23 protein-coding genes and 1 pseudogene are annotated in these 19,938 nt (G+C 71.8%); 11 read left to right on the top strand and 13 right to left on the bottom strand.

Features of this window, described 5'->3' with window-relative positions:
- Window positions 1-99: 99 nt before the first annotated feature.
- Complete coding sequence (locus C1N81_RS09355) at window positions 100-1,071, top strand: TIGR03557 family F420-dependent LLM class oxidoreductase (RefSeq protein WP_394428282.1); 972 nt, start codon at window positions 100-102, stop codon at window positions 1,069-1,071.
- A gap of 26 nt (window positions 1,072-1,097) precedes the next feature.
- Here C1N81_RS09355 and C1N81_RS09350 read toward each other — a convergent pair whose 3' ends face one another.
- On the bottom strand, window positions 1,098-2,168 hold the full coding sequence (locus C1N81_RS09350; RefSeq protein ID WP_394428281.1) for a vWA domain-containing protein: 1,071 nt from the start codon (window positions 2,166-2,168) through the stop codon (window positions 1,098-1,100).
- Between the two features lie 132 nt (window positions 2,169-2,300).
- Here C1N81_RS09350 and C1N81_RS09345 point away from each other — a divergent pair, with 132 nt between their 5' ends.
- Window positions 2,301-2,591: a DUF3253 domain-containing protein gene (locus C1N81_RS09345; RefSeq protein WP_394428280.1), complete on the top strand. Its 291-nt coding sequence runs from the start codon at window positions 2,301-2,303 to the stop codon at window positions 2,589-2,591.
- A gap of 42 nt (window positions 2,592-2,633) precedes the next feature.
- Here C1N81_RS09345 and C1N81_RS09340 read toward each other — a convergent pair whose 3' ends face one another.
- Window positions 2,634-3,449, bottom strand: coding sequence for a TSUP family transporter (locus tag C1N81_RS09340; protein ID WP_394428279.1), 816 nt, complete (start codon window positions 3,447-3,449; stop codon window positions 2,634-2,636).
- A gap of 92 nt (window positions 3,450-3,541) precedes the next feature.
- Here C1N81_RS09340 and C1N81_RS09335 point away from each other — a divergent pair, with 92 nt between their 5' ends.
- Window positions 3,542-4,297: an AraC family transcriptional regulator gene (locus C1N81_RS09335; RefSeq protein ID WP_394428278.1), complete on the top strand. Its 756-nt coding sequence runs from the start codon at window positions 3,542-3,544 to the stop codon at window positions 4,295-4,297.
- Window positions 4,298-4,313: 16 nt separating this feature from the next.
- Here C1N81_RS09335 and ppk2 read toward each other — a convergent pair whose 3' ends face one another.
- The 5 genes and pseudogenes from ppk2 to C1N81_RS09310 all read right to left on the bottom strand — a co-directional run bounded on the left by ppk2 (window position 4,314) and on the right by C1N81_RS09310 (window position 8,416).
- Complete coding sequence (gene ppk2 / locus C1N81_RS09330) at window positions 4,314-5,261, bottom strand: polyphosphate kinase 2 (protein ID WP_394428277.1); 948 nt, start codon at window positions 5,259-5,261, stop codon at window positions 4,314-4,316.
- Between the two features lie 210 nt (window positions 5,262-5,471).
- Complete coding sequence (locus C1N81_RS09325; protein WP_394428276.1) at window positions 5,472-6,293, bottom strand: cytochrome c oxidase assembly protein; 822 nt, start codon at window positions 6,291-6,293, stop codon at window positions 5,472-5,474.
- Window positions 6,293-6,856 (bottom strand): annotated as a pseudogene (locus C1N81_RS09320) (DUF2243 domain-containing protein). Before C1N81_RS09320 ends, C1N81_RS09325 begins: the two are co-directional and overlap by 1 nt.
- Window positions 6,857-7,055: 199 nt before the next feature.
- On the bottom strand, window positions 7,056-7,412 hold the full coding sequence (locus C1N81_RS09315; protein WP_394437828.1) for a DUF6233 domain-containing protein: 357 nt from the start codon (window positions 7,410-7,412) through the stop codon (window positions 7,056-7,058).
- Window positions 7,413-7,417: 5 nt separating this feature from the next.
- Window positions 7,418-8,416, bottom strand: coding sequence for a DNA polymerase Y family protein (locus C1N81_RS09310; protein ID WP_394428275.1), 999 nt, complete (start codon window positions 8,414-8,416; stop codon window positions 7,418-7,420).
- Between the two features lie 190 nt (window positions 8,417-8,606).
- Between C1N81_RS09310 and C1N81_RS09305 the strand changes: the two genes are divergently transcribed.
- From C1N81_RS09305 to C1N81_RS09295, 3 genes are all read left to right on the top strand, one after another.
- Window positions 8,607-9,011: a YciI family protein gene (locus tag C1N81_RS09305; RefSeq protein ID WP_394428274.1), complete on the top strand. Its 405-nt coding sequence runs from the start codon at window positions 8,607-8,609 to the stop codon at window positions 9,009-9,011.
- Entirely contained in the window at window positions 9,008-10,159 is a 1,152-nt protein-coding gene (locus C1N81_RS09300; RefSeq protein ID WP_394428273.1) for an RNA polymerase sigma factor, read from the top strand. Before C1N81_RS09305 ends, C1N81_RS09300 begins: the two co-directional genes overlap by 4 nt.
- A 64-nt stretch (window positions 10,160-10,223) precedes the next feature.
- Window positions 10,224-10,796 (top strand): TetR/AcrR family transcriptional regulator, encoded by a 573-nt coding sequence (locus C1N81_RS09295; RefSeq protein WP_394428272.1) that lies wholly within the window; start codon window positions 10,224-10,226, stop codon window positions 10,794-10,796.
- Between the two features lie 10 nt (window positions 10,797-10,806).
- On the opposite strand, the gene C1N81_RS09290 is transcribed toward C1N81_RS09295, so the two are convergent.
- Window positions 10,807-12,525 carry a SpoIIE family protein phosphatase gene (locus tag C1N81_RS09290; protein ID WP_394428271.1) on the bottom strand — a complete coding sequence of 573 codons (1,719 nt, stop codon included), beginning with the start codon at window positions 12,523-12,525 and terminating at the stop codon, window positions 10,807-10,809.
- Window positions 12,526-12,778: 253 nt separating this feature from the next.
- Between C1N81_RS09290 and C1N81_RS09285 the strand changes: the two genes are divergently transcribed.
- Both C1N81_RS09285 and C1N81_RS09280 read left to right on the top strand, forming a co-directional pair.
- A complete protein-coding gene (locus C1N81_RS09285; RefSeq protein WP_394428270.1) occupies window positions 12,779-13,225 on the top strand; it encodes a phage holin family protein in 447 nt (148 codons plus the stop codon).
- The gene (locus C1N81_RS09280) at window positions 13,222-13,560 is read left to right on the top strand and encodes a DUF3618 domain-containing protein (RefSeq protein ID WP_394428269.1); all 339 of its coding nucleotides are present in this window, start codon (window positions 13,222-13,224) and stop codon (window positions 13,558-13,560) included. Before C1N81_RS09285 ends, C1N81_RS09280 begins: the two co-directional genes overlap by 4 nt.
- Before the next feature lie 210 nt (window positions 13,561-13,770).
- Here C1N81_RS09280 and C1N81_RS09275 read toward each other — a convergent pair whose 3' ends face one another.
- Both C1N81_RS09275 and C1N81_RS09270 read right to left on the bottom strand, forming a co-directional pair.
- Window positions 13,771-14,304, bottom strand: coding sequence for a CAP domain-containing protein (locus C1N81_RS09275; protein ID WP_394428268.1), 534 nt, complete (start codon window positions 14,302-14,304; stop codon window positions 13,771-13,773).
- Window positions 14,305-14,559: 255 nt separating this feature from the next.
- Window positions 14,560-14,961: an STAS domain-containing protein gene (locus tag C1N81_RS09270; protein WP_394428267.1), complete on the bottom strand. Its 402-nt coding sequence runs from the start codon at window positions 14,959-14,961 to the stop codon at window positions 14,560-14,562.
- A gap of 263 nt (window positions 14,962-15,224) precedes the next feature.
- Here C1N81_RS09270 and C1N81_RS09265 point away from each other — a divergent pair, with 263 nt between their 5' ends.
- The 3 genes from C1N81_RS09265 to C1N81_RS09255 all read left to right on the top strand — a co-directional run bounded on the left by C1N81_RS09265 (window position 15,225) and on the right by C1N81_RS09255 (window position 17,290).
- Entirely contained in the window at window positions 15,225-15,614 is a 390-nt protein-coding gene (locus tag C1N81_RS09265) for an ATP-binding protein (RefSeq protein WP_394428266.1), read from the top strand.
- A 121-nt stretch (window positions 15,615-15,735) separates the two neighbouring features.
- Entirely contained in the window at window positions 15,736-16,614 is an 879-nt protein-coding gene (locus C1N81_RS09260) for a SigB/SigF/SigG family RNA polymerase sigma factor (RefSeq protein ID WP_394428265.1), read from the top strand.
- A gap of 97 nt (window positions 16,615-16,711) precedes the next feature.
- Entirely contained in the window at window positions 16,712-17,290 is a 579-nt protein-coding gene (locus C1N81_RS09255; protein ID WP_394428264.1) for a dihydrofolate reductase family protein, read from the top strand.
- A gap of 15 nt (window positions 17,291-17,305) precedes the next feature.
- Here the strand turns inward: C1N81_RS09255 and C1N81_RS09250 are convergent, their stop codons facing one another.
- Genes C1N81_RS09250 through C1N81_RS09240 form a run of 3 tightly spaced genes read right to left on the bottom strand, consistent with a single transcriptional unit; the run spans window position 17,306 to window position 19,936 of the window.
- Entirely contained in the window at window positions 17,306-18,289 is a 984-nt protein-coding gene (locus tag C1N81_RS09250) for an aliphatic sulfonate ABC transporter substrate-binding protein (protein WP_394428263.1), read from the bottom strand.
- A 58-nt stretch (window positions 18,290-18,347) separates the two neighbouring features.
- Entirely contained in the window at window positions 18,348-19,127 is a 780-nt protein-coding gene (locus C1N81_RS09245; protein WP_394428262.1) for an ABC transporter ATP-binding protein, read from the bottom strand.
- Window positions 19,124-19,936: an ABC transporter permease gene (locus C1N81_RS09240; RefSeq protein WP_394428261.1), complete on the bottom strand. Its 813-nt coding sequence runs from the start codon at window positions 19,934-19,936 to the stop codon at window positions 19,124-19,126. Before C1N81_RS09240 ends, C1N81_RS09245 begins: the two co-directional genes overlap by 4 nt.
- Between the last annotated feature and the right edge of the window lie 2 nt (window positions 19,937-19,938).

Below are 19,938 nucleotides of genomic sequence, written 5' to 3'. Positions count from 1 at the left end.
AACGCTTCCGGCCGGTCGGACTCCGGCATGGAGCACGGCGGAGCACGGCCTTCGGCGGGAAACCTTCGGCGGAAAACCTTCGGCGGGAAAGAGGACAAGGTGCAGATCGGCTACAAGCTGGCCGCGGAGGCGTTCGGCCCCGACGAACTGGTTCGCCAGGCCGTCCTCGCCGAACAGGCGGGCTTCGACTTCGTGGAGATGAGCGACCACTACCACCCTTGGCTGGACGTGCAGGGACACTCGCCCTTCGCCTGGACCGTCTTCGGGTCGATCGCGGCGAAGACCGAGCGCATCGGCCTCGCCACCGGCGTGACCTGCCCGACCGTCCGCTACCACCCGGCGATCATCGCCCAGGCGGCCGCGACGCTCGCGCTGCTCTCCGACGGCCGCTTCACCCTCGGCGTCGGCTCCGGCGAACGGCTCAACGAGCACGTCACCGGCCACGGCTTCCCGAACTCGGTGCCCGAGCGGCACACCCTGCTGCGCGAGGCCCTGGAGATCATCCGGCTGCTCTGGAGCGGCGGCTACCGCTCCTATCACGGCACGTTCCTGCACCTCGACGACGCCCGCGTCTTCGACCTGCCGCAGGAGGCGCCCGTCATCGCGGTGGCGGCCGGCGGACCGCTCTCCGCCCGGATCGCCGCGGAACTGGGCGACGGGCTGTTCGCGACCGAGGACAGGAGCGACATCGTCGACGCCTACCGTGCGGCGGGCGGCGACGGGCCGCGCTACGTCGAGGTGCCCATGGCGTGGGCCCCCGACGAGGACACGGGCGCGCAGGCCGCGCTCGACACCTCCCGCTGGGCGGTCACAGGCTGGAAGGTCATGAGCGAGCTGCCCAACCCGGCCAACTTCGAGGCGGCGACGACCACCGTCCGCAAGGAGGACATCCTCGCCAAGTTCGCGTGCGGCTCCGATCCGGCCCGCTACGTCGAGGTGGCGCAGCCCTTCGTGGACGCCGGGTTCGACCGGCTCGTGATGCAGAACGCCGGGCCCGACCCCGACGGCTTCATCGACTTCTACCAGCGGGAACTGGACCAGCGGCTGCGCGCCCTCACGCCGTCCTCGTAAACCGCTCCGCATTTCCGGCACGACGGTCAGAGCATGATGAGCAAACGTGTATTCGGCTTGAGTTTCCGGTTCACCGAGCGGCTCTGGACGTAGACCTCCAGCTTCGGATTGTTTCCCGCCTTCACCGAGACGGTTCCCCGTACCCCCGTGCCGAAGAGAAGGCTGCGTGCCGCGTCTCCCGTATAGGCGCGGTCCGTGTCCTTCTCGACGACGACGACTTCTTTGTCCGGCTGCACCTGGACGCGGGCGCCGAGTTGGTAATAGCAGGCGCCGCGCTCGTACGTCACGCCCGGATGCGAGTTGACGAAGGAGCGGATGTCCATTTCCTGGTCGACTTTGAGGAGCCGGTACTTGTCGGCCGGGATCGGGTCGAGACTCGCGCGCACGTCGTCGACGGATATGTCCTGGCCGACGGCGAAGAGGTTCTTTGTGCCGCGCACCCCTTGCTCCCGCCCCCGCAGGAAGCTCGTGGCCGCCTTGCGCACCGTGCCGATGGCCTCCTCGACGCCCTCCTGGGAGTCCGCGTCCCAGATCGCGATGTTGCCCGCGGGGAAGCCGTAGTTCTGCGCGGTGCGCTTGGCCAGGGAGTTCGGCACGAGGATCGCGGAGGTCCAGTGGCCGGGCAGCGCGCCCATCTTCGCCGTGATGCGGTCGAGCCAGGGGCCGAGGACGCGCATGTCGCCGTCGTGGCGCCGGTCGCCGCCCGACGCGTTCTCCTCGCCGTCCGTCACCACGATCTGGAGGAAACTGTGCTCCCCGTATTCCTCCCAGATGTGCTCCAGGTCGTCCAGGGACTTCACCGACGCCTCGATGAGCGCGGTGGCGCCACCGACCACCTCGTAAAGCCCGCGCATGGACGGAAGGTGTTTCACATCCATGTCCCAGACCAGATTCTCGACGCGGTGGTCGAAGGAATAGAGGCTGATCCGGGTCTCGTGCCCGAGGCTGTCCGATTCGGCCTTCAGTCCGGCCACGAACTCGTCCACGACCCGCACCAGTTGATTCTGGTGCGGACGCATGGAACCCGAACAGTCCACGACCAGCGCGACGTGATTCACCTTGTGCTGAATCTTCTGCTGAATCCTGCGTGCGGACATGATTCCGCCTCCCCCTCAGGAGCTCCCCGAATGTTGTTTTCACTCTAGGGGGAGGCACTGACAACGAGGTCCGGCAACGAGGTCCGGTCCGACAACGAGGCTTCCGGCGGACGCCGGTGTGACACTGGAACGATGAGCGACGACAGCGGCGGACAAGCTGGGGACGCACGGACCCGGCGGCGCCTTGAGCGAGCCATCATCGACCTCCTCGACCGCCGCGCCCCCACCTCCTCGATCTGCCCGTCCGACGCCGCACGCGAGGTCTACGAGGGCGAGGACGAGGGCTGGCGCGAGCTGATGGAGCCCGCGCGCCGCGCCGCCCGGCGCCTGGTCGAGGCGGGCGAGGTCGAGATCACCCAGGGCGGCGAGCCCGTCCCGGCGCAGGAGGTCCGGGGCCCGATCCGCATCCGCAGGCCCCGCTGAGCGCGCGGGCTCGGCCCGTGACCGGCTCAGCCCGTGACCGGCTCAGCCCGTGACCGCGACCGTGGCCCCGGCCGCCACCAGCAGGGCGACGTACGTCCCCGCGTGCACCGCCTCGGGGATGTGCGGCGGGCGCCGCCGCAGCGCCACGACCACCGGCAGCGAACCGGTGAGCAGTGCGAGCGCCGAGACGACGTCCACCGACCCCACGAGCCCCACGAGCCCCGCGCCGGACGGTACGGGCCCGCGCGTGAGCAGCGAGACGAGCAGCGCGGGCGCGACGATCACGAGGGTGAGCGGGTTCGCGAGCGCGGCGGCGACCGGCATCGGCGCGCCCGCGCGCCGCATCAGCGGCACGGTCATCACGCTGCCGCCGACCCCGAGGAAGGCGGCGACCCCGCCGATCGGCAGCCCGAGGCCGGTGGGCAGTCCTTGGGCGCGCGGCGCGGCGGGCGTAGCGGGGGCCGGCCGGAGGAACCCCGGCCGGGCGAGCAGATCGGCCGCGGTCACCGCCACGTAGAGCACGAAGCCCCAGCGGAGGACGGCGCCGGGGGCGATCCGTGCGGCGGCGGCGCCGAGCGCGCCGCCGAGGCCGAGCAGGACGAACAGCGGCGCGCGCCCGCGTAGACGGGCGAGCACCTCGCGGCGGGTGGCGAGGGTGGCCACGACGGCGTTGACGAGCATGACCAGGGCCGATGTCGCGGTGGCGACGCGGACCGCGTCCCCGCCGAGCGCGGCGTCCGCCACGGTGATCACCGGTACGGTCACGAAGCCGCCGCCGAAACCGAACAGGACGGTGGTGACGCCGACGAGGAGGCCGATGAGGAGCAGGAGGGCGAGGGAGAGTTGCGTGGGAGGCACCGCTCGATTGCATCGCGCCGCCGCGCTGACCAGCAATCGACATCACGACCAGAACCTTCGCGTCTCGGCCACCACCGCCTAGACTGCCCGCCGTGCGCAACGTCTCCGTCGACGCCTACGACCACCTGCCCGTGGACGTACTGCCCATCGGCACCGACTATCCGCCGGACTTCCTGCTCCGGCGCCACACGCACCGGCGGGCGCAGCTGCTCTACGGCGCGACCGGCGCGATGCAGGTGGAGACCGACGACGGCGCGTGGACGGTCCCCACCGACCGGGCCGTGCTGATCCCCGCGCGCGTGCCGCACGAGATCCGGATGCTCGGCGTCACCACCTGGAGCCTCTACATCGAGCCGGACGCCGTCCCCTGGTGGCCCGCGTCCTGCACGGTCATCGAGGTCGGCCCGCTGCTGCGGGAGCTGCTCCGCGCGGCGAACGACCTCGGCGCTGACTACGACACCGCGGGGCGCGACGGGACCCTCGTCCGCCTCGCCCTGCACGAAGTGCGCCGCATGGCGCCCGTACCGTTCGCGATCTCCCTGCCGCGCGACGAGCCGTTCCGTGCGCTGTGCCGTGCCTATCTGGCCGCGCCCGACGTCGCGCTCACCAACACGGAGTGGGCGCGCTCCGCGGCGATGAGCACCCGCACGTTCGACCGCCGCTTTCGCGAGCTGACCGGCGCGAGCCCCGCGACCTGGCGGGCCCGCGCCCGGCTCCTCGCGAGCCTGCCGCTCCTGACGACGGAGAGCGTGACCGCGGTCGCGGGGCGGCTCGGCTACGCCTCGCCCGCCGCGTTCACCGCGGCCTTCACCCGCGCCTTCGGCGCCCCGCCCTCCCGCTTCGGGTAGGCGGGCCGGGGCAGTCCTAGGGGTGCTGGCCCCTCCCCTCGACGTGACCGGCGATCCTGCTGGGCGACAGGTCCGTCGGGTCCTCGCCCGATTCGAGGAGGGTGTCGGCGGGGCCGACGACGAGCGGGTCCAGCTTGCCGACCGCGTCGTCGTCCCGGGACTCGTAGTCGCACCGCAGCAACAGGTGGCGCATGGCCTCCAGGCGTCCGCGGCGCTTGTCGTTGGTCTTCACGACGGTCCACGGCGCGTGGTCGGTGTCCGTGGCCCGGAACATCTCCACCTTCGCCTTGGTGTAGGCGTCCCACAGGTCGAGGGAGGCGACGTCGGTGGGGGAGAGCTTCCACTGGCGTACGGGGTCGACCTGCCGTATCGCGAACCGTGTGCGCTGCTCCGCGCGGGAGACGGAGAACCAGAACTTGATGAGGACGATGCCGTCGTCGGTGAGCATCTTCTCGAACCGCGGAGCCTGCTGAAGGAACTGGTGGTGCTCCTGCGGGGTGCAGAAGCCCATGACGGGCTCGACACCCGCGCGGTTGTACCAGGAGCGGTCGAAGAAGACGATCTCACCGGCGCTCGGCAGATGCGTGACGTAGCGCTGGAAGTACCACTGGCCCGCCTCCCGCTCGGTCGGCTTGTCCAGGGCGACCACGCGCGCGCCACGGGGGTTGAGCCGCTCGGTGAAGCGTTTGATGGTGCCGCCCTTGCCGGCCGCGTCGCGTCCCTCGCAGAGGACCATGACGCGCTGCCCCTGATCGCGGATCGACTTCTGCAGTTTGAGCAGCTCGATCTGCAGAAGGCGTTTTTGCCGTTCGTACTCCGCGCGCCTCAGTTTTCGCGTGTACGGATAGTTCTCGCGCCAGGTCCGCAGCGGGCGGCCGTCCTCGTCGAGGAGTATGGGCCGCTCCGGCTGGGAGTTGTCGACGCTCAGCCCGTCCAGGAGGTGTTCTTCGGTCTTGTCGCTCATCGTCCCGTCCTCATGGGTACGTCCCTACCCTGCCGTTTGTCGGAAAAGCGGGCCACTTGGCCCCTTGTCCGCACGAATTTCCCGACGAGACTGGACGTGTCGGCCCGCGCGTCCGCGCGCACGACCGTCCGCGCGTGCGAGCGCACGTGTGGAGGCGCCGGCTGACCGGCCGGGCCCGCTTCGGCAGTGAGGCGGGCGGCCGCCGGACCGTCAGGCCGTGACGGCGCCGGTCCGTGCCCGCCGGCGGCGCTCGGGCCGCCATGTCGCGACGAGCGCCGCGGCGAGGAGCAGTTCGGCGATGTCGCCGCCGTAGTACATGAGCTGGGCGCCGGCCTGTACCTCGTCGACCGGCGCGCGGACGTCGATGAGGAAGCCGCCGTACATGAGCTGGGAGATCGTGGCGTGCGCGGCGACGGCGACGCCGAGGACGACGAGCCGCGCGGGCACCCCCGGCCTGGCGGGCGCGGGGTCGGGTCCCGCGACGACCCACGCGAACAGGCAGCCCGACAGCAGGAAGTGAACGTGCATCAGCCAGTGCAGGACGGGCCGGTCCATCGTCGCGTTGTAGAGCGGGGTGAAGTAGAGGACCGCGAGCGTGCCCGTGCTCAGGACGAGCGCGACGACCGGGTGGGCGACGACGCGTGCCGGGCGGCTGTGCAGCACGGCGGTCAGCGTGCGGGCGCGGGCCGCGGGCAGGGTGCGCAGCACCAGGCTGACCGGTGCGCCGAGGACGAGGCCGAGCGGCGCGAACATGCCGACGAGCATGTGTTGCGCCATGTGTCCGCGGAAGTCCCCGTGGGCGAAGGGGGCCAGCGGCGGCAGCAGCGCCACGGCGAGCAGCAGACACCCGGTCAGGAATGCCGCGGTACGCGGGTGGCTCCAGCCCTGGACGGGGTTGCAGCGGCGGGCCCGTACGGTCAGGAGGAGGTAGGCGCAGGCGAGCAGGGCTATGGCGAGGGCGGGCAGCAGGACGGCCCACACATCGCCGCCCGCGCCGGAGTCGCGCAGGTGCTCGTGCGTGTCGTGGTTCATCACACCTGCCGGGCGGTGAGCTCGGCGTCCGTGTGTTCCGCGTCGGGGTCGAAGGGGCGCCCCGAGCGCTGCAACAGGTAGCCGCCGGCGATCAGGAGAACACCGAGGAGCAGGAACGCCATGTCCCACCACACCTGGTGCGGGCCCCCGCGCACATGATGGATGCCGAGGATCTGGTGGTCGAGGAGGCCCTCGACGAGGTTGAACACACCCCAGCCGACGAGGATCCAGCCCCACAGCACACGTGAGGTCCACACCCGGCGGCGGTCGTGGGTGACCCGCGCTTACAGGATGCCGAGGCCGAGGATGACCGACACCCAGCACACGACGTGGAAGACGCCGTCCCACACGGTGTTCATCTCGAGCCCGGAGACCGTGTTCGCGGGGTAGTACTTCACCCCGATCCGGTCGGTGTTTGTGCTGGTGAGCATGTGGTGCCACTGGAGGAGCTGGTGCAGCAGGATGCCGTCCACGAACCCGCCGAGCCCCACTCCGAGAATGATGCCGGGGAGCTGGATGCCGCGGGGCTCCGTGCCCGCCCGTACCTGACCTGTGGTCGCCATCAACCGTCCCGTCCGTGAATACGTGTGTCTGGACCAGTACGGGGGACGTGTGCCCATCCCGCACCCCACCTCACGGACGGGCGGCCATTCGGCCGAATGGGAGCGATGAGCGACCGGACGGCGACGGGTCGGCCGGGGACGGTCGGATCCTCAACTGTTGATGCCCACACCGCTCAACCGTTGATGCCCACCACACCGCTCAACCGTTGATGCCCACACCGAGTGCCGTGTCGGGGCGGCAGTGGACGCACGCCGGGACCGGTCCGTTGTGCAGCGCGTCGCGCGCCTGGTCCGCCGTGATCGGCCGTGACCGCTTGCCGGCCATGTGGCAGCCGCCGGTGTGGACGTAGACGGCGGCGCGCCCCGTCAAGCCCACCTCCAGGAGCCACTCGGGCGGTTCGGGGCGGGCGACCGCGCCGCGCGCGTGTTCCGCGCGGCGCCGCTTCTCGTCCTCGATCCAGCGCTGCGTGCGGGCGAGGTCGCGTTCCTGGACGCGCTTGAGGAACTCCAGCTGCGTCAGCCGGTCGTCCGCCGCCTGCCCGGCGTCGGCCTCCATGGCCGTCACGCCGCCTTGTGCAGCAGGGCGGCGGGGCCGACGCTGCCGCGGCCGAAGCGCTCGTTGGCGCGGTCGACGGCCTGTTCGGCGCGCAGCCGCATCTCGCGGCCGCGGTCGAGGCTGATCTGCTCGGCCGCGGCGCCCGCGGCGACCAGGTCCTCGGCGCGGACGAGCAGCCCGACGAGTCGGCCGCGCTGCAGGCCCGCGCGGTCCATGAGCCGGTAGGCGGCGGTGCGCAGGTCCTCGTCGTGGGCGGACGCCTCGGGCAGCCGCAGGGTCCTGGTCCAGCGGGCGCCCGCGGCGAAGTCGAGCTGCAGGGTGAGGCCGCGGGCGACCTGGTCGCGGGTGCGCAGGGTGGCGGCGAGCTCGACGACCAGGTCCAGGAGGCGGGCGCGGACGGTGGCGCCGTCCATCACCTGCCGCTCGAACCGGTGCCGTACGGCCGCCGACATCGGCAGCGTCCTCGGGGTGACCGGGCGCGGATCGATGCCGCGGGCCCGGTCGTGGGCGAGGCGCCCCGGTCGGCCGCCGAGCAGCCGCTGGATGGTGGCAGACGGCAGCGCGGCGAGCATGCCGACGGTGTGGACGCCGTAGTCGGTGAGCGCGGCGGCCTGCACGGGCCCGACGCCGTGCAGGGCGGTGACCGGCAGCGGCGCGAGGAAGTCCTCGACCTCGTCGGGCGCGACGGCGACGATGCCGCCGTGCTCGGGCGCCTGCGCGGAGGCGGTGGCCGCCACCGCCCAGGTCGGGGCGAGCCCGATCCGCAGGTCGACCGAGAGCCGGGCCAGCGACCGCACCCGCACCCGCTCGGCCAGGCGCAGCGCGGTCACCCCGTGGTAGCGCAGCGCGCCGCGCAGCTCCACGACGGCGGCGCCCGGCGGCAGCGCCTGCACCACCGGCGAGATCTCCGCGAGCGCCTCGAGCACCTCCCGGTAGGCGGGCTCCGGCAGGCCCGCGGGCACGCGTACGTGCATCACCGTCGCCTCGACGTCAGTCCTGGGCATCACAGCCACCTCCCACCCAGAACGATACCGAACATGTATTCGAACATGCCATGTGGCGAACGTCAGAGCCCGCGGGCCGGTGCGCGCCCGTCCGCGAAAAAGAATCCGGAGTGATGTCGAGAATCCGCGCGCGGCTCCGTCCCAGGGGCGACCGCGGCCACAATGGCCCTACCTCGGCAAGGAGAACACCATGGCCAAGTACCTGCTGCTGAAGCACTACCGGGGCGCGCCCGCGCCGGTCAACGACGTACCGATGGACCAGTGGAAGCCGGAGGAGGTCACGGCCCACGTGCGGTACATGAACGAGTTCGCCGCGCGCCTCGAGCAGACCGGCGAGTTCGTCGAGAGCCGGGCGCTCCTCCCGGAGGGCACGTTCGTCCGCCACGACGGCGAGGGGCGGCCGCCGGTCACCGACGGGCCGTTCGCGGAGACCAAGGACCTGATCGCCGGGTGGATGGTCATCGACGTCGAGACGTACGAGCGCGCCGTCGAGCTGGCCGGTGAGCTGTCCGCCGCGCCGGGCGCGGGCGGCGAGCCGATCCACGAGTGGCTCGAACTGCGCCCGTTCTACGCCGAGCACTGCCCGACCGAGTGAACGAGTCCCTGCTGCGGGAGCTGGTGCCCGCCGTCATCGGTGTCCTCGTCCGGCGCGGAGCCGGCTTCGCGGCGGCCGAGGACGCGGTGCAGGACGCCCTCGTCGAGGCCGTACGCGCAGGGGCGGACGACGCGCCGAGGGACCTCAGGGGCTGGCTGACCACCGTGGCCTGGCGGAAGTTCCTCGACGCGGCCCGCGCCGAGGGCTCGCGGCGGCGCCGGGAGGAGCGGGTCGACGCCGAGCCCGCGCCCGGGCCCGGCGAGGCGGTCGACGACACGCTCCAGCTGTACTTCCTGTGCGCGCACCCCTCCCTGACCCCGGCGTCGGCCGTCGCGCTCACGCTGCGCGCCGTCGGCGGCCTGACCACGCGGCAGATCGCCCAGGCGTACCTGGTGCCGGAGCCGACCATGGCCCAGCGCATCAGCAGGGCGAAGCGGACCGTCTCCGGCGTCCGGCTCGACCGGCACGGCGACGTCGCCACCGTGCTGCGCGTGCTCTACCTCGTCTTCAACGAGGGCTATTCGGGCGACGTCGACCTCGCGGCCGAGGCGATCCGGCTGACCCGGCAGCTCGCGGCGCTCACCCGGCACCCGGAGGTCGCGGGCCTGCTCGCCCTCATGCTGCTGCACCACGCCCGGCGCCCGGCCCGGACCGACGCCGACGGCAGGCTCGTACCCCTCGCCGAACAGGACCGCGGGCGGTGGGACACCCGGCTCATCGCCGAGGGCGTCGCCCTCCTGCAGGCGGCCCTCGCCCGCGACCGGCTCGGCGAGTTCCAGGCCCAGGCCGCCGTCGCCGCGCTGCACGCCGACGCCCAGGCCGCCGAGGAGACCGACTGGGTGCAGATCGTCGAGTGGTACGACGAGCTGGTCCGCCTCACCGACAGCCCGGTGGCCCGGCTCAACCGGGCCGTCGCGGTCGGCGAGGCGGACGGCGCCCGCGCGGGCCTCGCCGCCCTCGCGGAGCTCGACGAGACCCTGCCCCGCTACGCCGCCGTCGCCGCCTACCTGCACGAACGCGACGGCGACCCGGCGACCGCCGCCCGCCTGTACGCCCAGGCCGCCCGCTCGGCACCCAACCTCCCGGAGCGCGACCACCTGACCCGCCAGGCCGCCCGGCTCAACGCGCGACCGCATCCGCTACGGTGACCCCGTGAAACGGAACGCCGCTCCCCTTGCCCCCGGGGCGCGGCGCGCGTCGAAGGAGAGCGACATGGCCACCGACCCGCCCGTACGGAGCAAGCGGGCCGACGCCCAGCGCAACCGGGAGGCGGTGCTCGGCGCCGCCGCGGAGGTGTTCGTGACGGCCGGCGTCGACGCGCCGATCCGGCAGATCTCGGCGCGGGCGGGCGTCGGGATGGCCACGATCTACCGGCACTTCCCGACCCGGGCCGACCTCGTCACCGCCGTCTACGAGCATCAGATCGAGGCCTGCGCCGAGGCCGGTCCCGCGCTGCTCGACAGCGCGGAGACGCCGTTCGACGCACTGCGCCGGTGGACCGACCTCTTCGTCGACTTCCTGGTCACCAAGCACGGGCTCGCCGACGCCCTGCAGTCCGACAGCGAGCGCTTCGCCGCGCTGCACACCTACTTCCTCGACCGCCTGCTGCCCGTCTGCGCCCGGCTGCTCGAAGCCGCCGAGGGCGCGGGCCAGATCAGGCCGGGCGTCCAGCCCTACGAGCTGCTGCGCGGCATCGGCAACCTGTGCGTCGGGCGCGACACCGACCCCCGCTACGACCCGCGCCGCCTCGTCGACCTGCTCTTCCACGGACTGCGGCAGAGCTGATCCGCCGCTCTCAGTCCGCTGCCGCGGGGGTGCGCACGACGAGCATGGCGACATCGTCCTCGTTGTCGTCCGGGCGGACCTCGGCGAGCAAGGCGTCGCAGAACGAGTCGAGCGGGCGCCGGGCGAGGGCGGCGGCGTGCCGGCGCAGCTGGTCGAGGCCGTGGTCGATGGAGCGGTGCGGGCTCTCGACGAGGCCGTCCGTGTAGAGGACGAGGGTGGAGCGCGGTGGCAGGACGGCGACCGCGTCGGGCCGGGTCCTGGTGATCCCCGTGCCGAGCAGAAGGCCGTGCGCGTCGGTGAGGAACCGGGCCCGGCCGTCGTGGTGGACGAGGAGCGGCGGCGGGTGCCCGGCGTTCGTCCAGTGCAGCCGCCACAGGCCGTCGTCCTCGTCGACCGCCAGCCTGGCGAGGATCATCGTCGCCATGGACGCCTCGGCGATGTGCCGCACGGCCTCGTCGAGCTGGGAGACGATCGCGCTCGGCGCCGCCCCGGCGCGGGACCAGGCGAACGCCCGCAGCATGTTGCGGACCTGCGCCATCCCGGCCGCGGCGTCCAGGTCGTGCCCGACCACGTCCCCGATGGCCAGGGCGTGGTCCCCGTCGGCCAGGGCGAACGCGTCGTACCAGTCGCCGCCGACGGCGGACGCGTCAGGCGCGGGCACGTAGCGCGCCCACATCTCCACCCCGGGCACGGTCGGCAGCTGGGGCAGCAGATGGCGCTGCATGGTCTCGGCGACCTTGCGCTGACGCTCGTACAGGCGCGCGTTGTCGAGCGCGAGGCCCGCGCGCCGTGTCACGTCCTCCAGGAGCGGCAGGTCGGCCGCGGTGAACGCGTCGGGGCGCCGAGAGCGGCCCAGCGTCAGCGCGCCCAGCACGTCGCGCAGGCCGCGGATGGGCGCGATGGCCGCGCTGTGCATCCCGGTCGCCGTGAAGAGGCGGCTCTGCTCGACGGCGATGCCGGAGTCGGGCGGCCCCTGGTAGGTGGCCGGTGTGGCGAGCGACGACGCGGCGCCGCGCAGCGCCCGCGACAGGGGCATGGGGGACTCCTCGGGCACGGGCGGCATGGGGCCCTGGAGGTCGTCCCGCTCGGCCAACAGGTCGTCCTTGCGCTCGACCACGAGGGCGCGCCGCACCTCGCCCCGGTCGGTGACCAGGTCGATCACCGCCCAGTCCGCGAGGCGCGGCACGGTCAGGGCGGCGAGGCGGTGCAGCGCCTCGCCGACGTCGAGGGTCGAGGTGAGCTGGGTCGTCGTCTCGGCGAGCAGCGCAAGGCGGTCCAGTTCGGTCAGCGGCTCCGGGGCACCGGCCGGCTCGTCGCTGTGTGCCGCGTAGAAGAGGACGAAGGTGCCCGCCGGCTCCGTTCCGTCCGCTCCCTCCGCGCGAGGAGTGACGAGCCATGACGAGCGGATGAGGGAACCGTCCTTGCGGGCGAACCACTCCGTGTCGCCGTGCTGGGTGTTCCCGGACAGCAGCGCCGCCCGCAGCAGGCAGCGCGTACGGGGCATGGCCTGCCCGTGGTCGTCCCGGTGCAGGAGGTCGTGCGCGTCCTCGCCGATCAGCTGGTCGGCGCTCGTGCGGAACATCGTGCACGCCGCGTCGTTGGCAGCGGCGATGAGACCGTCCCCGTCGATGAGGAGCGCGGCCGCGCGGAAACCGCCGAGCGGGGTGCCCGAAGGGTCGGGCGCTCCGGCCGCGCGGGAGTTCCCCATGCCGTTGTCGGCGACGTCCATGCGTGTCCTCGGTGATCACTGCGACGGGGCGGTAAAGGCAGATCACTGCTACGGGGCGGTAAAGACAACAGTGGATACCCCGCCAACAGTAGGTCAACCCTGGCACCCCTCCGATGGACCCCCGCGCCGAGGCCCGGCGTCCGGGGCGCGGAGCGCTCGTGCCGGAGACGTGGCGAAGACGTGTCAATTCTGCGTTTTCGGGGGTACTTGGTCGGCCGGGGGTACTGCACCGCTACAGAAAGGAGGACCCAGGATGGACGAGACAGCAGCCAGGCACACACCAGGCCCCACCTCCGTGTCCGTGTCCGCCGGTACGTCCGGGGAGCCCGTCGGCGAGCTGGTCCAGCGCGCCTCGGAGCAGTTGACGCAGCTGGTGCGAGGCGAGATGCGGCTCGCGCAGGCGGAGATGAAGGAGAAGGGCAAGCGTTACGGCAAGGGCGGGGGCCTCTTCGGCGGCGCCGGGCTCGCCGGTTTCCTGACCCTTCAGGCGCTGGTCGCGACCGCGATCGCCGCCCTCGCGGTGCCGTTGCCGGTCTGGGCGGCGGCGTTGATCGTGACGGCCGTTCTCGGCGTGGTCACCGCCGTCCTCGCGCTGACCGGCAAGAAGGAGTTCAGCCAGGCGGCTCCCCCCACCCCGGAGCAGACCATCGACAGCGTGAAGGCCGACGTGGCCGAGATCAAGGAGAGTGCCAAGCGATGACGCAGCCGCCCCACGACGAGCCCACCGCCACCAGCACCGAGGAGCTGCGCGACCAGGTCGAGCAGACCCGGCACGAACTGGGCGACACGGTCCAGGCGCTGGCGGACAAGGCGGACGTCAAGGCTCGTACGCAGGAGAAGGCCGCCGCGCTCAAGGAGCAGACGGCGGCGAAGGCCTCGGAGCTGACGGCGCAGGCCAAGGCGAAGGCCGAGCAGGCCCAGCAGGTGTGGCAGGACAAGGCGCCCGAGCCGGTGCGGGACAAGCGCGCGATGCTGATCGCGGCGGGTGTGGCGGTGGTGACCGTCGTCGCGCTGGTACGGCGAAAGAAGAAGTAGCGGCGGGGGCCGAGACCCTCACCGCCAGGCAGCACCCTCCGGGGCCCGTGTCGCACGGGCCCCGGACGCGTGTCGGGAGCGGGCACCTCCCGGTCAGGGGGCCGACGCGCCCCGACCGGACGTGCGGTCCGACTGGACGTGCGGTCCGACTGGACGTGCGGTCCGACTGGACGTGCGCCCCGACCGGACGTGCGGCCCCTCCGGCTGGAGCTAGCGCTTCGACGCCAGATCCAGCGTCCACCAGGGCCCGTCGGGACCGTCCGCCCGGCCGACGCCCGCGTGCGTGAAGCGGCACGTGAGGATGAGGTCGTGGTGCGACGGGCTGTCCATCCACAGCGAGACGACCGAGCCCGTGCCGTCCGCGCCGCGGGCGATGGCCTCACCGGCGTAGGCGGCCCGGAAGCCGTGCGCCCGCATCCGCTCCCGCGGGCTGCTCCCGTTCGCGCCCGAGTGCTGCAGCCGCTGGCGGCCCGCCATGTCCCGGCTGTGGGCCCGCGCGGAGCGGTTCAGCGCGGCCTGTGCGCGGACCGGGCGGCAACCGGCCGCCGCGCGATGCCTGTTGATGCCCGCGAGTACGTCCGTGACGACGCCGGCCGCACGCTGGTGCGAGGGCGGCGCGGACGCGGGCGGCTCTGCCGCGTGGGCCGCCCGCGCCGCGGGGAGCGGCGCGATGACGAGCGCGGAGACGAGCGCGGTGAGGAGCGCGAACGCGCCGTGGGACAAGGGGCGGAGCGGTGCGGTCACAGTTTCTCTCCCTTTCTCTGTTTCCCTTCCTTCAGGTGTAAGCGGCATGTTCCGTGATCGCGCGAGCAGGGCGGCGAATGGGGTGAGACAAGGGTGGGACAAGGATGCCCCCGGGCGGCCCGGCGCGGGGCCGGGCCCACCCAGGGGCATAAGGGGCGGAATGTCGGGTACTGGCGTGACATCGGCCCCCGCGGGTTGTGCAGTGGGAACCCTGCGCCTCCGCGCTCGCGGGGGCCGGTCCCGACCCGCGGGAGGCTACGGAGTGGGGCCGTCGGGGGGCATCGTGCCGATGTCGAGCAGTTCCTGGACGCGCCGCACACCCTCGTCGCGCGTACCGGCCAGCTCCAGTACCTCGGTGACCCCGGTGATCTCGAAGAGCCGCTGGACGCCGCTGTGGTACGGGCCTGCCAGGACGAACGGCCGCGCCTGCTCCTGATGATCGGCGTGCGCGCGCAGGATCAGGTTGAGCAGGGTGCTGTCGGCGAAGGTGAGATCGGCGAGGTCGAGCAGGGTGGCCGCGGTGCTGGTGTCGGTCCGCGCGTCGGAGAGCGCGAGGCCGGCCTCGTCCTGCTCCTCCAGTTCGATGGTGTTGCGGAACGAGACGATGACCACCCGCTCCTGCTGGGTGAGTTCGATGCTCGGGCTGTCGGGAACCATCCTGCGACCCTCCCACATCAGCACCGCCTTGTGACAGGCGGATCCCCGAGCCCGCCACATCACGTGTCGCCTCCGCGCATTGTGTCGCCCGCCTCCAGGGAAACACCTGGTCCACCGGTGTTTTCGCGGGTGTGAACGCGCTCAGCGGAAATGCGGGTTTTGCCCGGACGGACGAGTGTGGGGCTCGAACCGGCGGGCACGCGAGGGCTTACGACGACATATGAGCAGTGTTTGCACGCGTGCAGAGAAAGGATCACGCTGTGATGAGCGTTCCCGAGACCCTTGAGGGAGAGCGCGCCAGCTGTGCGGGGGCACGGTCCGTCGTCCGCTCGGTGTTGATGGAGGTGTGCTGCGGTCTGCCGCTGAACACGGCACGACGCCTGCGTGACGACGCGTTGCTCGTGGCCAGCGAGCTCACGTCCAACGCGCTCCAGCACGGCGGCGGAGTCACCAGCTTCAGCGCGCGGCTGCGCGGCGACGCCCTGGAGCTGCGGGTCAGTGACCGCAGCCACGCTGTGCCGTGCACCACACGGCCCGAGCGCGGACGCCCCGGCGGCTACGGCTGGATGGTGATCCAGCGGCTCAGCTCCCGCCTCGGCGTCGAGATCGAGCCCGGCGGCAAGACGATCACCGCCATGGTGGCGCTGCCGTGACCACCGCCCGGTGGTACTTCCGTAAATAGTTGTCTGACAGCATGTGTGTGGAGCGGAAGGCGGGGTAGCCGGACGCCTACGGGGAGGCAAGGTCGTCATCGACAGAGGTAGGGCGGGACACATGAGCAGCGTGGCAGAGCGGGAGCAGCTCCAGCACACGGCCGGCACGGCCGTCACGGTCGAGGAGCGGCTGATCGAGCGCGCGTACGCGGACCCCGCCTCGGTCGCGCCCAAGGACGCCCGAGAGGTCGGCCGCCACTTCTTCGACCGGCTCACGCGGCTCGAAGAGGGCACGAGCGAGTACAGCTACGTGCGCAACGCGCTCATCGAGATGAACCTCTCCCTGGTGCAGTACGCGGCCTCCCGCTTCAAGCACCGGGGCCCGCAGGAGATGGAGGACATCGTCCAGGTCGGCACCATCGGCCTGATCAAGGCGATCGACCGGTTCGAGCTGACCCGCGAGGTCGAGTTCACCTCCTTCGCCATTCCCTACATCACGGGCGAGATCAAGCGGTTCTTCCGGGACACCTCCTGGGCCGTGCACGTGCCGCGCCGCCTCCAGGAGGCCCGGATCGAGCTGTCCCGCGCCACCGAGGAGCTGCGTACCCGCCTCGGCCGCTCGCCCTCCACGGCCGAGCTGGCCGAGCTGATGCAGCTCGACCCGGCCGAGGTCGCCGAGGCGCAGAAGGCGTCCAACGGCTACAACAGCGTCTCCCTGGACGCCGCCGTCTCCGGCCAGGACGACGAGTCGGACACGCTGCTCGCGGACTTCATCGGCATCGACGAGGACCGCTTCGAGCTCGTGGAGAACTTCCACTCCCTGGCCCCGCTCATCGCGGACCTGGACGAGCGCGACCGTCGCCTGATCCACCTCCGCTTCGTCGACGAGCGCACCCAGCAGGAGATCGGCGAGGAGCTGGGCTGCTCGCAGATGCACGTCTCCCGGCTGATCTCCCGCGTCGTGAAGAAGCTCCGCGAGGGCCTGCTCGCGGCCGAGTGACCCCCACTGGCACACAGCGGCCCGTACGGCGATGAATTCCGCCGTACGGGCCGGTCTGTATCTCCGACCGTGCGCCGTCGCACCCGAGGAGAGCGCCATGACCGCCACCTACACGTTCGACGTCTTCGCGAGCCTCGACGGCTTCGCCGCGGCCGGCGGCGACTGGACCGGCTACTGGGGGAAACAGGGCCCCGAGCTGCTCGACCACCGCCTCGCCCTGTACGAGGCCGACCAGCGCATGGTGTTCGGGGCGCGTACGTACCGGCTGTTCACGCGGATGCTGGCGGCGAGCACCGAGGACTCCGATGTCCGCGACCCCTGGGTGACCCGGATGCGGAACCTGCCCGCGACCATCGTGTCGAGCACCCTCGACGCGGCCCCCGACTGGCCGGACGCCACTGTCGTGCGGGGTGACGCCGTGGACGTCGTCGCCCGGCTCAAGGAGAAGTCGGAGGTTCCGCTGCGCTCGCACGGCAGCCTCTCGCTCAACCGCGCGCTGATGGCCGCCGGGCTCGTCGACCGCGTCCAGGTGACGCTCTTCCCGGTGATCACCGGAAGGAGCGGCCTCGAACCCGTCTTCCAGGGGGCGGCCGACTTCGACCTCGAACTGATCGAGCGCCGGACCCTGGACCGCGACATCCAGGAGCTGACCTACCGGCCGACCCTGCACCCGTAGCCGCGGTGGCCGGTCCTACTTCCCGTACGTCTTCGTGTAGAGGTCGCCCGTGTAGTAGTCGGCGGGGTCGGGGTTCTTGTCGAGCTGCTTGTTGCGGACGAAGAAGTCACCCAGCTTCTTCAACCACTCGTTCACCTCGCCGCTGCTGGTCTTCTCGGCCAGCTCCTTCGTGGAGAGGGTCTGGACGTGTGAGGCGTCCGCCTTCGTCTGCTCCTCGGTGACCTCCAGCATCTTGGCGGTCAGCGCGATGGTCTCGTCGGGGTGCTGCGCGCGCCAGTCGTTGGCCTGCTGCAACACCTTGACGACCTTGCTGTTCTTCGACTCGGGCACCTTGTTGCCCGCGACGAACGCGGTGGGGAAGGAGTCCCCGGTCTCCTTGGTGTCGGCTATTTCCGTAAGGCCCGGGACCTTCTTCTTGATGGTGTCGATGGCCGGATAGAAGAAGCCCGCCCCGTCGATCTTGCCGGAGGAGAAGGCGGAGACGATGGTGGACGGGTCCATGTTGACCTTGTCGATGTCCTTCGTCTCCATCCCGGCCTCCGCCAGGGCGATGTTGAGGACCATGTCGCCCGAGGTGCCCTCGGGCACGCCGGCGCGCTTGCCCTTGAGGTCCTTCATCGACGTGATGCCGGGCTGGCCGATCACCCGGTCCGCGTAGGTCAGGGTGTCGATGGCGATGACCTTCGACTTGCCGGAGGCGGGCAGCCACATGGCGCCGGGGCCGATGTAGCCGTAGTCGAGGTCGCCCGCGCTGAGCGCCTGGATCTGTACGGGGCCGTTGTTGAAGCTCTTCACCTCGGCGGTCAGGCCCGCCTTCTTCCACAGGCCCTGCTTCTCGGCGATGGCGAGGAGGCTCGCTCCGTTGTAGTCGCCGATGTAGCCGAACCGGACCGTGCCGTCGTCCCCGGAGGCGCTGCCGGAGCAGGCGCCGAGGGAGAGCGAGAGCGCGAACGCGACGGGCAGCGCGACGAGGACGCGGCGGGCCGTGCTTCTGGGCATGAGGGAGTGTCCTCTCGGGGTGGTGCGCGGGCTCAGGAGTGGATGAGGGGGCGAGGCGTCAGGCCGCTTCGGGCGGTGCTTCCTGGTGGTACACGGACGTCCACACCTCGTTGCGGATGCGCCGGAACTCGGGGGAGAGCCGGATCTCCTCGGTACGGGGGTAGGGCAGGTCCACGTCGATGACCCGGTGGACGCGGCCGGGCCCGGCGGCCATGACGACGACGCGGCCGGCGAGGTAGACGGCCTCGTCCACGTCGTGGGTGATGAAGAGGACGGTGCGCTTCTCCTGGCTCCAGGTGGCGAGGAGCTGGTCCTGGAGCTGTACGCGGGTCAGCGCGTCGAGCGCCCCGAACGGCTCGTCCATCAGCAGGACTTGGGGGTCGACGGCGTACGCGCGGGCGATGGCGCACCGCTGCTTCATGCCGCCGGACAGCGTCTTGGGCAGGGCGTCGGCGAACTCGCTCAGGCCGACGAGCGCGATGGCCCGCTCGGCACGGCGGCGCCGCTCCTCGGCGGGCAGCGAGGCGAGCTTGAGCCCGAACTCGACGTTCTGCCGGACGGTGAGCCAGGGGAAGAGGGCGTACTGCTGGAAGATGACGCCACGGTCGGGGCCCGGTCCCGTGACCGGTGTGCCGTCGACCAGGACGCTGCCCGAGTCGGGTTCCTGGAGCCCGGCGGCCATGCTCATCAGCGTCGACTTGCCGCACCCCGAGGGGCCGACGACGGTGACGAACTCCTGGTCCGCGATGTCCAGGCTGACCCCGTCGAGCGCGGTGAACGTCGCGCCCTTGAGCGGGAAGGTCTTCACCACGTCACGGAAGCTGATCTTGCTGTTCATCGTCGCTCCTGCCAGCCGGTGAGGCGTCGCTCGGCCAGCAGCAGCAGCCGGTCCATGACGAGCCCGAGGATGCCGATCGTGATCAGGGACACGAAGATCGTGTCCATTTCGAACCAGGTGGACGCCTTCTGCATCCGGTAGCCCAGCCCCTCCTGCGCGCCGATGAGTTCGGCGGCCACCACCGTGGCCCAGGACGCGCCGAGACCGATGCGCATGCCGACCAGGATGAACGGGGTGGAGGCGGGGACTACCACCTTGGCGAAGATGGTGCGGTCCGGGGCGCCGAGCACCCGGGCCGCGTTGATCAGCGTCTTGTCGACGTCGACGACGCCCTGGAAGGAGGAGAGGACGCACGCCATGAACGACGCCAGGAAGATCACCGCGATCTTCGGCACCTCGCCGATCCCGAGCAGCACGACCGCCAGCGGGATGAGCGCGAGCGGCGGGATCGTGCGGAAGAACTGGATGTACGGCTCGACCAGGGCGCGGACGGTCGGGTACCAGCCCATGAGGAAGCCGACGGGCACGGCCACGACCACGCCGAGCGCGTAGCCGAACAGGACCCGGCGCAGACTGGCGAGGGTGTCGGTGGCCAGGGTGCCGTCGGAGATCATGTCGCCGGCCTTCCGCGCGACCGCCGTGGGTGCGGGCAGGTTCTCGACCCAGCCCAGGGCGGCCACGGCGCCCCACACGGCGATGCCCGCCGCGACCGCGACGACGTTGAGGAGCAGGGGCCGGTGCCGGGAGCGGCCCGGCCGCCGCCGCGGAGCGTCCGTGGCGGTCTTGTCGACCGGAGCGATCACAGCCATGG

The organism is Streptomyces sp. SGAir0957 (assembly GCF_043523415.1).
This window is presented reverse-complemented; position numbering and strand designations above follow the sequence as displayed.

Bases quoted from the DNA above. Each gene is read 5' to 3' on its own strand.
- C1N81_RS09350 (WP_394428281.1), bottom strand. From the start codon at position 2,168: ATGTCCGCACGCAGGATTCAGCAGAAGATTCAGCACAAGGTGAATCAC.
- C1N81_RS09345 (WP_394428280.1), top strand. From the start codon at position 2,301: ATGAGCGACGACAGCGGCGGACAAGCTGGGGACGCACGGACCCGGCGG.
- ppk2 (WP_394428277.1), bottom strand. From the start codon at position 5,261: ATGAGCGACAAGACCGAAGAACACCTCCTGGACGGGCTGAGCGTCGAC.
- C1N81_RS09325 (WP_394428276.1), bottom strand. From the start codon at position 6,293: ATGAACCACGACACGCACGAGCACCTGCGCGACTCCGGCGCGGGCGGC.
- C1N81_RS09315 (WP_394437828.1), bottom strand. From the start codon at position 7,412: ATGGAGGCCGACGCCGGGCAGGCGGCGGACGACCGGCTGACGCAGCTG.
- C1N81_RS09310 (WP_394428275.1), bottom strand. From the start codon at position 8,416: ATGCCCAGGACTGACGTCGAGGCGACGGTGATGCACGTACGCGTGCCC.
- C1N81_RS09305 (WP_394428274.1), top strand. From the start codon at position 8,607: ATGGCCAAGTACCTGCTGCTGAAGCACTACCGGGGCGCGCCCGCGCCG.
- C1N81_RS09295 (WP_394428272.1), top strand. From the start codon at position 10,224: ATGGCCACCGACCCGCCCGTACGGAGCAAGCGGGCCGACGCCCAGCGC.
- C1N81_RS09290 (WP_394428271.1), bottom strand. From the start codon at position 12,525: ATGGACGTCGCCGACAACGGCATGGGGAACTCCCGCGCGGCCGGAGCG.
- C1N81_RS09285 (WP_394428270.1), top strand. From the start codon at position 12,779: ATGGACGAGACAGCAGCCAGGCACACACCAGGCCCCACCTCCGTGTCC.
- C1N81_RS09280 (WP_394428269.1), top strand. From the start codon at position 13,222: ATGACGCAGCCGCCCCACGACGAGCCCACCGCCACCAGCACCGAGGAG.
- C1N81_RS09270 (WP_394428267.1), bottom strand. From the start codon at position 14,961: ATGGTTCCCGACAGCCCGAGCATCGAACTCACCCAGCAGGAGCGGGTG.
- C1N81_RS09265 (WP_394428266.1), top strand. From the start codon at position 15,225: ATGAGCGTTCCCGAGACCCTTGAGGGAGAGCGCGCCAGCTGTGCGGGG.
- C1N81_RS09260 (WP_394428265.1), top strand. From the start codon at position 15,736: ATGAGCAGCGTGGCAGAGCGGGAGCAGCTCCAGCACACGGCCGGCACG.
- C1N81_RS09255 (WP_394428264.1), top strand. From the start codon at position 16,712: ATGACCGCCACCTACACGTTCGACGTCTTCGCGAGCCTCGACGGCTTC.
- C1N81_RS09250 (WP_394428263.1), bottom strand. From the start codon at position 18,289: ATGCCCAGAAGCACGGCCCGCCGCGTCCTCGTCGCGCTGCCCGTCGCG.
- C1N81_RS09245 (WP_394428262.1), bottom strand. From the start codon at position 19,127: ATGAACAGCAAGATCAGCTTCCGTGACGTGGTGAAGACCTTCCCGCTC.
- C1N81_RS09240 (WP_394428261.1), bottom strand. From the start codon at position 19,936: ATGGCTGTGATCGCTCCGGTCGACAAGACCGCCACGGACGCTCCGCGG.